Here is a 12,687-nt window from a genome sequence, read left to right as displayed (position 1 = left end):
TTTTTTATTTCGTGGATGGAAAACAGCTTTTTTGTTGAAATTAGACAGATGAAACGCTTATTTTTCCACGAATGCTTGTTTGTTTCAAGCCAAGCAAGTAAGATAGTACATGAGGTGAAAGACAAATGGAACGTTTACAGAAAGTAATTGCCCATGCCGGCGTCGCTTCTAGACGAAAGGCTGAAGAATTAATTAAAGAAGGACGAGTTACCGTTAATGGTGAAACAGTGACAGAGCTCGGAGTAAAGGTGGGCTCTTCAGATAAAATTGAAGTCAATGGCTTAAAGCTTGAAAGAGAAGAACCGGTTTACTTTATGCTTTATAAACCGCGCGGCGTCATTTCAGCTGCCGAGGATGATAAAGGACGCAAAGTCGTGACAGACTTCTTTGATGATGTTCCGCAGCGTCTGTATCCAATCGGCCGGTTGGATTATGATACGAGCGGTTTAATTTTGATTACAAATGATGGCGAATTTGCCCATAAGCTCATGCATCCGAAATATCAAATTGATAAAACGTATGCAGCGAAACTAAAAGGCATCCCTTCAAAAGAATTGCTTAGAAAGTTAGAAAAAGGAATCATGTTAGACCATAAAAAAACAGCACCTGCCCGTGCCAAAATGCTTTCGATTGATAAACGAAAGCAAACATGTATTGTGCAATTAACCATTCATGAAGGCAGAAACAGACAGGTTCGCCGTATGTTTGAAGCGATCGGCCACGACGTTTTAAAACTCAAAAGAGAGCAATATGCTTTCCTTCATATTGAAGGCATGAGACCAGGAGATCGCAGAGAATTGACGCCGCATGAAGTAAAACGCCTAAGAGCGATTGCGGATCATGGGAAAAGCGCTTTTTAATTTTCACATAAACTTCAAAAAATGAAGAAGCATCAAAAGAAGGAGAATGCTATAATTTACCTGAATGTCTATGGGGAAGGGGTACTTCAGATGAAGAAAAGACGATTTTTCATACGGACGGGCATTCTCCTCGTGATGCTTGCTGCACTGTGTTATACGATGTATAACTCAGTATTTGCCAAACAGGATCAAATCAAAGAAGGATCTATTGCGCCGAACTTTGTCCTTCAATCGGTAGATGGGGAACGGATTGAATTAAAGGACTTAAAAGGCAAAGGCGTCTTTCTCAATTTTTGGGGTACATGGTGCGGTCCATGTAAGCAGGAATTCCCTTATATGGCAAATCAGTATGAAGTGTTCAAGGATCGCGGTGTCGAAATTGTTGCCGTGAATGTGGGGGAATCCAATATTGCTGTGAAGAACTTTATGGATGCTTATGGCGTGAATTTTCCTGTTGCCATGGACAAAGATCGTCAAGTGACAGAGGCATATGATATTACGCCGCTGCCAACCACATTTTTAATTAATCCTGAAGGCAAAGTAATCAAAGTCATAAAGGGGACGATGACAGAACGTAATGTCTATGAATATATGAATTTGATTAAACCAAAGGGGTCATAGAATGAAAGAGGTAAAGTGCGAGTGTGGACATATTAATCCAATCGGTACTGTTCTATGTGAATCATGCGGGAATCCCATTTCAGTAAAAGAGAAAAATTCATCAAAACTGCTTGATATGAGATATGACGGCAGTGCAAGACGCTCGCAAACATACAACAAAACGATTGTTGATAAAGTATGGAACTTTTTTTCTTCCGTAAAAGTGGGTGTGTGGCTCATTGTCATCACACTGTTAGCTTCTTCGCTAGGAACTATTTTTCCGCAGGAGCGGTTTATTCCGCCAGGTGCATCAGCTTCCACTTATTATGAGGAGCAATATGGGTCGTTTGGCAAGTTATATTACATCCTTGGATTCCATGATCTTTATAATTCTTGGTGGTTTTTAGCCCTTGTCGCATCTATCGGAATTTCCCTTGTGATTTGCAGCCTTGATCGAGTGATTCCACTTTATCGTGCACTCAAAAATCAAGGGGTTGTCAAAAAAGAAGGTTTTATGAGAAGGCAGCGTCTTTTCAGCGAAACAAACCAAACATTAGATCAACATACATATGAAGGCATCGTTAGTAAAATGAAACAAAAGCGTTACCGCGTAAGAGAAGAAGATGGACATATTTTAGCTGAAAAAGGCCGCTTTTCCCGCTGGGGACCTTACGTCAATCATATTGGATTAATTATATTTCTCATTGGATCCATGCTTCGGTTTGTCCCAGGAATGTACGTGGATGAAACATTATGGGTAAGAGAAGGCGAAACGGCACCAATCCCAGGGACGGGAGGCCAATACTTCTTAAAGAATAATGCGTTTTCAATTGACCGCTATGAATCTGAAAAAGAAAAAGAAGTCTTTGAAAATGCGATTGAAAAGGCTGGCGATGGTCAAGTCGTCAAAAGTTATAAAACCGATGCCGTTTTATACAAACGTGAAGGGGAAGTTGTTTTTGGTGAAAAGCCAAAGCTGAAGCAGGTAACAGAACACGATATTAAAGTGAATGAACCGCTTAAGTTTGACAATTTCTCATTATATCAAGTGGATTTTAAACAAAATGAACTCGATCAAATGGTCTTTCAGCTGATTCGAAAAGATACTGAGAAATCTTTCGGAACAGTGAAGATTAATCTGCTGGAGCCTAAGTCAGAATATGATCTTGGTAGCGGTTACAAAGTCAAGGTGATGAGTTATTTGCCTGATTTTTATTTTGACGAAGATGGCACACCTAGTACGAAAACGAGGAATCCGAATAATCCTGCGTTCGTCTTTGAAATGATCTCTCCTGAAAAACCAAAAGGTGAAAAAAGTTTTGTCGCGATTCAAGAGACAGTAGAGGGTTCTGATAACAATCTTTATAAAATGAAATTTGACCGGGTTGAAACAAAAAACGTGACAGGTTTAACGGTTCGAAAAGACTTAACACTTGGGGTACTCATTGTTGGCGGAATGATCTTTATGATTGGGGTCATACAAGGGATGTACTGGCAGCATAGAAGAATCTGGCTGTCGGCAAAGGATGGAAAAGTATTTGTGGCAGGACATACAAACAAAAACTGGTTCGGCTTAAAGTCTGATCTCAAGGTGTTACTGCACGGCAGTGGCATCAAACAGCCAGTGGATCAAAAAGAACTGCCTGATACAACAAGTATCAGCAAAAGCAAGGGGGAAGGATTAGATGGCGGCAGTCAGTGAAAACCTGTTATTTGCAGCTTTTCTATTGTATTTAGCGGCAGTTCCTTTTTTTGGAGGGGCCATTAAAGGAAAAAAGAAAGAAGAGGGTCCGCGCAAAAACAAGGCGGCACTTATCGGCATAACGCTGACCATCATCGGTTTTTTGAGTCAATTTGGCTATTTTATTTCAAGGTGGATCGCGTCTGGTCACGCACCAGTCAGTAATCTGTTTGAATTCACCACAGCCTTTGGCATGATGCTGGTGCTCGCATTTATTATTTTATATTTTGTCTATCAAGTGTCTGTGCTAGGTTTATTCACACTTCCAATCGCTTTATTAATCATTGCTTATGCAAGCATGTTTCCATCGGATATTTCACCGTTGATTCCTTCGCTTCAAAGTAATTGGCTATATATTCACGTCACGACAGCAGCGCTTGGTCAAGCCATTTTGGCGATCAGTTTTGTGGCAGGTGTGATTTTTCTTTTGAAGCATGTCGATCAAACAAAACCGGGGAAGAAAACCTTTGGCTTAGAGCTGGTCATGTTTATGATTGTGGTCACCCTTGCATTTATCGCAGTCACGTCCATTTTTAGAATGACAGGGTATGAAGCGAAATTTAATTGGGTAGATAAAAATAAAGAAGAGAGCGTCATGGTCTATGAGCTTCCTGCCTTAGTAGGACCTCATAAAGGAGAACTTATCACAAAAGATCGTTTAGAGCCTGTAGTTGATCTGCCGCCTGTTTTTTCAGGTAGAAAGGTGAATACAGTGCTGTGGTCATTTGGCGTTGGGCTGATTATTTATGGACTGCTAAGATTGATCATTCGCAAACGACTAAGTGCGCTGCTTCAGCCGCTCGTAAGACAGGTGAATCTCGATTTAGTCGATGAAATTGGGTACAGGGCTGTTTCCATAGGATTCCCTGTATTTGCGTTAGGCGGTCTTATTTTTGCGATGATCTGGGCACAAATTGCATGGACGAGATTCTGGGGATGGGACCCGAAGGAAGTATGGGCTTTAATTACATTTTTATTTTACGCCGCCTATCTCCACCTTCGGTTATCACGAGGCTGGCATGGTGAAAAGTCCGCTTGGCTTGCTGTAATCGGATTTGCGATCATTATGTTTAACCTCATCTTTGTCAACCTAGTGATTGCGGGGCTTCATTCTTACGCGTAATCGCATGAAAAAGGCCAACTTTTATGATTCGATTCGGCTTTTTGTTAAAATGTATGTAACAACGGAGAAAGCAGGAGGATTGTCTAATGGAACACACAACTCAAACGAAAATATTAGTCGTCGATGATGAGGCAAGAATTCGTCGCCTTTTAAAAATGTATTTAGAACGGGAAAATTATGAAATTGATGAAGCGGAAAATGGGGATGAAGCCATTCAAAAAGGACTTCAAACCGATTATGACCTCATTTTGCTTGATTTAATGATGCCTGGGACAGATGGGATTGAAGTGTGTAATCAAATCCGAGATAAAAAAGCCACACCAATTATTATGCTGACAGCAAAAGGTGAGGAAGCTAACCGTGTGCAAGGCTTTGAGGCAGGAACGGATGATTATATCGTCAAACCTTTCAGCCCGCGTGAAGTGGTTCTTCGTGTGAAAGCACTGCTAAGAAGATCGTCTCAAACGTCATACCTTAATACTGGAACAACCACAAAAGATGTTCTCGTGTTTTCTCATCTATCTATTGATCATGATGCACACCGGGTCACAGCAGATGGAAAAGAAGTCAGCCTCACGCCGAAAGAATACGAACTTTTGTACTTCTTGGCAAAAACGCCGGATAAGGTCTATGACAGGGAAAAGCTTCTCAAAGAAGTGTGGCAGTATGAATTCTTTGGGGATCTGAGAACAGTGGATACTCACGTCAAAAGGCTTCGCGAAAAACTAAATAAAGTGTCACCAGAAGCAGCGAAAAAAATCGTGACAGTATGGGGTGTCGGGTACAAATTTGAGGTCGGCGCTGAATGAAGCTGTGGAAAAGTGTCGTAGGAAAGCTATGGTTAACCATTCTTTTCCTCGTGCTCATTGTTTTATCGATTTTAACTGTGCTTCTTTTAGAGTTCATTGAGAATTACCATGTGGAAGAAGCAAAGTCTGATTTAACACAAATGGCCAACAAAGTAGCAGTCATTTTAGAAAGCCATGAGGATCAATCGCTTGCAAGATCGATTACATCAGAACTAGCTGATAAATTGACAAGTATCGCGATTGTTCAAGAGGATGGACTAGAATGGTATTCGTCTGAAAAAGGCGGGAAGCTTCCTGCGATCACAAAAGAACAAATTGAAGCAGACAAAGATTTGAACAGGGCACTGACAGAACGAAAAAAAATCAGTAAACGAGCTGAATCTGATACAGGCAATCAGAAGGATGAGCGCATTGTAGTAGGTGTTCCTTACGAGGCGAACGGAAAGAAAGGGATGGTCTTTCTTTCTCAATCCCTCCTCGCAGTAGAGCAGACGACAAAACATACGACGCGTTATATCTTCCTCGCAGCCGGAATTGCGATTGTGCTCACCACGATTTTCGCTTTCTTCTTATCCACTCGTGTCACCTATCCTCTTAGAAAGATGAGGGAGGGAGCACAAGATTTGGCGAAAGGGAAATTTGATACAAAGATTCCTATTTTAACGCAAGATGAAATTGGGGAACTGGCGATCGCCTTTAATCAAATGGGTAAGCAGCTTAAATTTCATATAACTGCTTTAAATCAAGAAAAAGAACATTTGTCCAACATTCTCAGCAGTATGGCAGACGGTGTCATCACGATCAATATTGATGGGACGATCCTCATGACAAACCCTCCTGCAGAAAGATTCTTGCAGGCTTGGTATTACGAGCAAAATATGAAGATCAAAGATGGGGATGAACTGCCGCCAGAAGCGCGTGAATTGTTTCATACTGCCGTCAGTACGGAAAAAGAGCAAATGATCGAAGTCACGCTGCAAGGGCGTACTTGGGTTCTTCTCATGTCTCCGCTTTATAACCAGCAAGATGTCAGAGGGGCGGTAGCGGTACTTCGCGATATGACAGAAGAGAGAAGACTGGATAAGCTAAGAAAAGACTTCATTGCAAATGTCAGTCATGAACTCCGTACACCTATTGCTATGCTTCAGGGCTATAGTGAAGCGATTGTCGATGACATTGCCGGATCAGAAGAGGAAAAGAAAGAGATTGCCCAAATTATCTATGATGAATCACTTCGAATGGGGCGTCTTGTGAATGATCTTCTCGATCTCGCACGTATGGAAGCTGGTCATATTACACTGAATCTTGAATCAACTGATACAGAAGAGCTGACTGAAAAAATCTACCGTAAATTCCTTGGAATTGCGAAAGAAAAACAAATCAACCTGACGTATGAAATTGAAGTAGAAGAACCGTATTTTGTATTTGATCCAGATAAAATAGAACAGGTTTTTACAAATCTCATCGATAATGCCATTCGTCATACACCAGAAGGCGGAGAAGTTCACTTCTCAGTTCAATCGGTGGAAAATGGGCTCAAAATGGATGTGAAAGATTCGGGAAGCGGTATTCCTGAAGAGGATCTCCCGTTTATTTTTGAACGGTTCTATAAAGCAGATAAAGCAAGAACAAGAGGACGTTCCGGTACGGGGCTGGGCCTTGCGATTGTGAAGAACATCGTAGAAGCGCATCAAGGCTCCATTCATGCACATAGTAAAGCTGGAACAGGTACTCACTTCACTTTCTATATTCCGAAAAAAAAGCAGGAACTCGTCTAATCTTGACGAAGAATCTTGTTACATGAGAAACACTTCTTTTCGAAAGAAAATGAAGTGTTTTTTCTATTTTCATATTTTTAAGGAGAAGTTAAACTAAAAGCCCTTTCTAAATTGTCGATCTTGTAATATATTTGTCATAAAGTTGTAATGTAACGTTTTGTGAGAGTCACTCGACAAAAATAAGTGAACGGAGGGGTTTCCTATGCATGAAACCTTTCAAAAAATATATGATTCGTACCATCAAGATTTGTACCAATTTTTATTTTATATGGTAAAAGATAAAAATCAGGCAGAGGATCTCGTTCAGGAGGTTTACATTCGGGTACTTCACTCATATAAAACTTTTGAAGGAAGAAGCAGCGAGAAAACATGGCTGTTTTCAATTGCGAGGCATGTGGCAATTGACTGGTTTCGCAAACAGCAAACCATCAGACAACGGGTGCTCGGCACGTTTGATTGGGATAAACAGGATGTAAAAGATCCAGACCTGCTCCCAGATGAATTGGCTGTACAGGATGAAAATATCAAAGAAATTTATGCCGCACTTGATCATTGTACCATTGATCAACGAGCCGTCATCATTTTAAGGTTTATCCAAGGCTACTCAATCATGGAGACGGCCAAGGCGCTAAAGTTCTCGGAAAGCAAAGTCAAAACAACGCAGCACCGAGGCCTGAAAGTGCTCCGAAAACATATGGAGCTTTTGAAGGAGGAGCTAGTGAATGAAAACGAACAGGTCCAATTGGAGCGAAGAACGAATTAAAGTATTACTCAGTCAGCTTCCAAAGGTGGAGGACAACCGTTCATCTAAGCAGATTTACCAGCAAATGCTGATGGCAAGCGGGAAGAAAAAGAAAAGTGCCAGATGGATCGGTCCAGCGGTCGCAACCGTTGTGGTCTTATTTATGGCGTTTTTGATTTCTCCTCATTTATTTCAGCCGGCTGCTCAAGATATAAAGAAAGTGAAAATGGACTCGAGTGCTGAAAAAGGACAGGTGAATGCTACATTAGAGGCAGTAAAAAACACAAATGATCCTTCACATGTTGCTTACGCATCTGACAAAGAAAAGTATATGACGATTTCATACATAGATGAATCGACTTCTCAAGTTGTCCCAATCAGTATTCAAAAAGAAAATAAGCATGATGATGTGCAGGCGCTTCTTGATACATATGAAAAACTGGAGCTGCCTGAAATGACAAAACCTCTTCAAGCCTATATGGATATGATGGATGTGAGTGAAAAAGGGGACACGTTGATTTTTCAGCTGAAAAATGATTTGTCTCTTGATACATTAAAAGAAGCCAATCGTTTTAAAGACATGGTCAAAGAAACGTTAAAATGGAGCCAATATAAACAAGTACAGGTCAAGTCTGTCAATGGCTCGCACCTTCAATTAGGGACGAATGGCCGTCTTGGTACCATTTCAATTAATAAAAAAACAAAGCACGCTTACTACGTTTTAGAAAATAAGAGCGGGACATTTTTGGTGCCGTCAAAAGATGATTATCCTTCTTATAAAGATGCGGTAGAGGCGATGAAGCGGGCGAATGATGCAGGACTCGATCCACTCATTAAAGAAGAGCCTATTCAAAAGGTGACATCAAAAGGAAAACATGCAACCATCACGTTTGGAGCATCAGCACAATTAACGGACTCAATTGATCATATTTTACTTATTGAAGGACTGCTGCTCACAGCGAAAGATTTCGGTTTTACAGATGTCACGATACAAAATGCAGGAACAGATCAAGTAGGCCCATATGAATTAAAAGAACCGCTAGAGGTACCGGCACTGCCAAACCCAGTTGTTATCAAAGAACGCTAAAGGACGCAACTTATTGCGTTCTTTTTTCATGTATAGAAAAGGGCTTCCTTGAGGTATACTATGCTGTCATGAAAAGAACTTCAAAGAAGGGAAGTCACTGATGAAAAGGTATTGCTACATATGTGCTAGCTGTTTCTTGTTCTTGACCTTATCACCGTTTGCCCGTGCAGAGAAAACAACCGAGTGGGTGGAACCAATCAGAGGTGAAGTCACTGATTTGTTTGGGACAAGAGGTGGTTCGCATAAGGGGTTAGACATTGCTGCACCGGAAGGAGAATCCATTTTGGCTGCTAGCGAAGGTGTGGTCACTCGTTCCTATGTATCTGCTACATATGGTGAAGTTGTATTTATTCGGCATCCAAATGGATATGAAACCGTCTATGCGCATTTAAATGCGCGTTTTGTGAAGAATGGTGACCATGTACAAACAGGACAGCCGATCGGCATCATAGGCAACACAGGCGCTTCTAGGGGCACTCATTTGCATTTTGAGGTGCACAGGGGTAATTGGTCAGTCAGTAAAGAAGATGCAGTAGATCCGCTCACAATCATTGCAAGAGATCGTTTCCAAGAGCCAGCCCTTCATGTAGATGGATATGAGAAACATACATATGTCATACAACAAGGGGACACGCTCTGGTCCATTGCTAAAGCACATCAAATGACCGTTGATCAATTGAAGAAAATCAATGCACTGACAACGCATCTCATACGTACAGGTGAACGTTTAATCGTTTCAACAAAATAAACCTCATGCTTTTGCATGAGGTTTACCATTTTTTATAGGTCAATCAGACGCACAGAAAGAATATCGCTTACTTCAGTTAACGTTTGGACAATTTCATCTTCAAGGTGCTTGTCAAAAGAAAGCATCATGATGGCTTCGCCGCCTTTTTCTTTACGGCCTACTTGCATTGTCGCAATGTTCACATCGTGGTCGCCTAAAATCTTTCCAACTTGACCGATCACACCAGGTGCGTCAGTATGCTGAATATAGACAAGGTGCCCATCTGGGTAAAAGTCAATATTGAAACCATTAATAGAAACGACACGTTCACCTAGATGCGGGATATACGTTGCTTTTAATGTAAAGGTGGAAAGGTCACCTTTGACTTCAATGGAAATGCTGTTCTCATAACCAGATTCGCTTGAAGAAATTTTCTCGCTAAAGCTAATGCCGCGTTCTTTTGCGACCATACCTGCATTGACTTCATTTACAGTCGAATCGACACGCTCTTTCAAAAAGCCAGAAAGCAGACTTTTTGTAATAAATGATGTTTCGAGTTTTGCGATAGATCCTTCATATGAAATGCTGACTTCTTTTACAGGTTCTCTCATCGATTGAGAAACAAGACGTCCAAGTTTTCCTGCAAATTGATGATAAGGCTGGATTTTTTTGAACTCGTCTTTTGTCATCGCTGGTAGATTAATAGATGACATGACCGGGAGTCCTTTTGCAAATTGAAGAACTTCTTCAGAGACTTGTGCCGCGACATTTAATTGTGCTTCTTTTGTAGATGCACCAAGATGCGGAGTGGCAATGACGTTTGGATGATCCACAAGTGGATTCTCAGTAGGTGGTTCTACTTCAAATACATCGAGTGCCGCCCCTGCGACATGACCATTTTCAAGTGCTTCAAGAAGGTCTCGTTCGTCAATGATGCCGCCGCGTGCACAGTTCACTAGACGAACACCTTTTTTCGTTTTTGCGATTGTTTCTTTATTGAGAAGTCCTCTAGTTTCTTTTGTTAAAGGTGTATGTACCGTAATAATATCTGATACTTCAAGCACTTCATCAAGTGATTTTGCATTGACACCAATTTTTTCGGCACGTTCTTTTGTGAGGAAAGGGTCAAATACGTTGACCGTCATGCCAAATGCTCTTGCACGCTGGGCGATTTCACTTCCAATTCTGCCTAAGCCAACAATCCCAAGAGATTTTCCGTAAAGCTCAGCACCGACATATGCGCCTCTGTTCCATTCTTTTGATTTCACAGAAATATTCGCTTGAGGAATATGACGCATGAGAGATGAGATCATCGCAAACGTATGCTCTGCCGTTGAAATCGTATTCCCATTTGGTGCATTGATGACAATCACACCGTGTTTTGTCGCTTCATCAATGTCAATGTTGTCGACTCCCACACCGGCACGGCCAACAATTTTTAATGAAGTCATTTTTTCATAAAGTTCTTTTGTCACTTTTGTGGCACTTCTGACAAGTAAGGCATCAAACGTGTGTAATTCATCTTCTGCTTCTGTTACATTTTTTTGAACAATTTCAACAAAATCTGATTCTAATAGTGGTAAAAGACCATCATTGCTCATCTTATCTGAGACTAATACTCGAAACATCGTAAGATTTCCTCCTAAAATAAACGTCATAAATATCTGATAATTTACCATATTCCTTTTCACTGTGTCAATCAAATTAAAGCAGTAAAGCGAAAAAGAAAACACGAACATTTTTTAGTGTCTTGATCGAGAATGGACACCTTTAAACAAAAGATAACCAATTTTTACGCATTTGTCATTATAAATTTTAGGTTTTTTACGATTTCTTAAAACTGATGAATTTGCTCAGGATTTTTATCTGTACAAATGCTCATATATCATATATAATGATGTCGAATTGAATAATGATCAATCTTCGGGGCAGGGTGTAATTCCCTACCGGCGGTGATGAGGCATAGTCTCTAAGCCCGCGAGCCTTTTTTGGCAGGATTCGGTGTGATTCCGAAGCCGACAGTATAGTCTGGATGGGAGAAGATGGAGGTTCGTAAACGTTGAAAACATGTCTGTTTATACGTTTATTTGTGTAGCCTAAATTTCCCGCTCCTGTGTATGTATTCAGAGCGGTTTTTTTGTGGCTAAAATTGAACAATCCTCTTTTCGAAAGATTTGATCGAAAAGGAGAGAGAATATTGAATCAAAGTAAAGTAAAACGTTTAGTTGTCATCAGCATGCTTAGCAGTATCGCATTTGTATTAATGTTATTGAATTTCCCTTTCCCTGGGCTTCCTGGGTATTTAAAAATTGATTTTAGTGATATTCCTGCGATTATTGCGATTTTAATTTATGGGCCAGGTGCTGGGATTGCTGTTGAAGCTTTAAAGAATCTACTGCACTACCTCATTCATGGTAGCATGTCCGGTGTTCCTGTGGATCAAGTAGCGAATTTTACAGCAGGTGTACTATTCATCTTACCGGTGGCTTTTATTTTTAAAAAGATTAAATCAGCAAGAGGGTTAGCGTGGTCCATGATTCTCGGAACATTACTCATGACAGTCATGATGAGCATCTTAAACTATTTCTTGTTCCTTCCTGCTTATACATGGTTTTTGAATGCACCCGTCCTGTCAGATCATGTGCTAAAGGCAACCATTACAGCAGGGATCTTGCCTTTTAACCTGATTAAAGGAATCATCATCACCATCGTCTTTAGTTTCATTTTTGTCAAAATGCGTCCATGGTTTGAAAATAAACGCCGACTTCAAAATAGTTAATATAAAAAAAGCCCCTTTTAAAGGGGCTTTTATCCTATTCATGCTTAAGTGGATCACCATCGAAAGTTTCGTCCGCAACTTTAATTGAGTCAGTTGGGCAACCTTCAAATGCATCAAGCATATCTTCTTCAAGTACTTCTGGAACTTCTACAGTCCCCTGATTGTCATCAAGCGTGACAAATGCAATGCCTTCATCATCATAATCATAAATGTCTGGAGCAGCTGCACCGCATGCGCCGCAAGCAATACATGTGTCTTTGTCTACAATTGTATATTTTGCCATGTTAAAAAAATACCTCCCAGATTGTTCGATGGAACAAATGGTTTAACCTTTTTAGTTTCACCGATAAAAAACCAATTTCCTCAAACCTTATTGTAATGATTTTAAATTCACATTTCAACTGTAAAGTGATTGAGAATGCTTATCACATAAGGGTTTGT

At 40.6% G+C, this 12,687-nt stretch carries 12 protein-coding genes and 1 riboswitch; of the genes, 10 read left to right on the top strand and 2 right to left on the bottom strand.

Annotated elements, in window-relative coordinates; all coding sequences use genetic code 11:
- Positions 1-125 precede the first annotated feature (125 nt).
- The 9 genes from rluB (at position 126) to M2353_RS10790 (ending at position 9,488) form a co-directional block, all read left to right on the top strand.
- Positions 126-860, top strand: coding sequence for a 23S rRNA pseudouridine(2605) synthase RluB (gene rluB / locus M2353_RS10830; RefSeq protein ID WP_008344472.1), 735 nt, complete (start codon positions 126-128; stop codon positions 858-860).
- Between the two features lie 90 nt (positions 861-950).
- Positions 951-1,481 (top strand): thiol-disulfide oxidoreductase ResA, encoded by a 531-nt coding sequence (gene resA, locus M2353_RS10825; protein ID WP_017359780.1) that lies wholly within the window; start codon positions 951-953, stop codon positions 1,479-1,481.
- A gap of 1 nt (position 1,482) precedes the next feature.
- Complete coding sequence (resB, locus tag M2353_RS10820) at positions 1,483-3,162, top strand: cytochrome c biogenesis protein ResB (RefSeq protein WP_284725400.1); 1,680 nt, start codon at positions 1,483-1,485, stop codon at positions 3,160-3,162.
- Positions 3,146-4,324, top strand: coding sequence for a c-type cytochrome biogenesis protein CcsB (gene ccsB, locus M2353_RS10815; RefSeq protein ID WP_017359778.1), 1,179 nt, complete (start codon positions 3,146-3,148; stop codon positions 4,322-4,324). Before resB ends, ccsB begins: the two co-directional genes overlap by 17 nt.
- Positions 4,325-4,410: 86 nt before the next feature.
- Positions 4,411-5,133 carry a response regulator transcription factor gene (locus M2353_RS10810; protein ID WP_003215596.1) on the top strand — a complete coding sequence of 241 codons (723 nt, stop codon included), beginning with the start codon at positions 4,411-4,413 and terminating at the stop codon, positions 5,131-5,133.
- On the top strand, positions 5,130-6,911 hold the full coding sequence (locus M2353_RS10805; protein ID WP_072367783.1) for an ATP-binding protein: 1,782 nt from the start codon (positions 5,130-5,132) through the stop codon (positions 6,909-6,911). Before M2353_RS10810 ends, M2353_RS10805 begins: the two co-directional genes overlap by 4 nt.
- A gap of 202 nt (positions 6,912-7,113) precedes the next feature.
- Positions 7,114-7,674 (top strand): RNA polymerase sigma factor SigX, encoded by a 561-nt coding sequence (gene sigX, locus M2353_RS10800; RefSeq protein ID WP_007501006.1) that lies wholly within the window; start codon positions 7,114-7,116, stop codon positions 7,672-7,674.
- Complete coding sequence (locus tag M2353_RS10795; protein WP_284725399.1) at positions 7,634-8,740, top strand: sigma X negative regulator; 1,107 nt, start codon at positions 7,634-7,636, stop codon at positions 8,738-8,740. Before sigX ends, M2353_RS10795 begins: the two co-directional genes overlap by 41 nt.
- A 100-nt stretch (positions 8,741-8,840) precedes the next feature.
- Positions 8,841-9,488, top strand: a complete 648-nt coding sequence (locus tag M2353_RS10790; protein WP_039165787.1) for a M23 family metallopeptidase — start codon at positions 8,841-8,843, stop codon at positions 9,486-9,488.
- Positions 9,489-9,520: 32 nt separating this feature from the next.
- Here the strand turns inward: M2353_RS10790 and serA are convergent, their stop codons facing one another.
- Positions 9,521-11,095, bottom strand: a complete 1,575-nt coding sequence (gene serA, locus M2353_RS10785; protein WP_017359773.1) for a phosphoglycerate dehydrogenase — start codon at positions 11,093-11,095, stop codon at positions 9,521-9,523.
- Positions 11,096-11,382: 287 nt separating this feature from the next.
- Positions 11,383-11,515, top strand: a riboswitch (FMN riboswitch).
- A 149-nt stretch (positions 11,516-11,664) separates the two neighbouring features.
- On the opposite strand from serA, the gene fmnP reads away from it, so the two are divergent.
- Entirely contained in the window at positions 11,665-12,246 is a 582-nt protein-coding gene (gene fmnP, locus M2353_RS10780; protein ID WP_008344490.1) for a riboflavin transporter FmnP, read from the top strand.
- A 34-nt stretch (positions 12,247-12,280) separates the two neighbouring features.
- Here the strand turns inward: fmnP and M2353_RS10775 are convergent, their stop codons facing one another.
- Entirely contained in the window at positions 12,281-12,529 is a 249-nt protein-coding gene (locus M2353_RS10775; RefSeq protein WP_008344492.1) for a ferredoxin, read from the bottom strand.
- Positions 12,530-12,687 lie beyond the last annotated feature (158 nt).

Source organism: Bacillus aerius, assembly GCF_029894105.1.
Lineage (GTDB): Bacteria > Bacillota > Bacilli > Bacillales > Bacillaceae > Bacillus > Bacillus altitudinis.
This window is presented reverse-complemented; position numbering and strand designations above follow the sequence as displayed.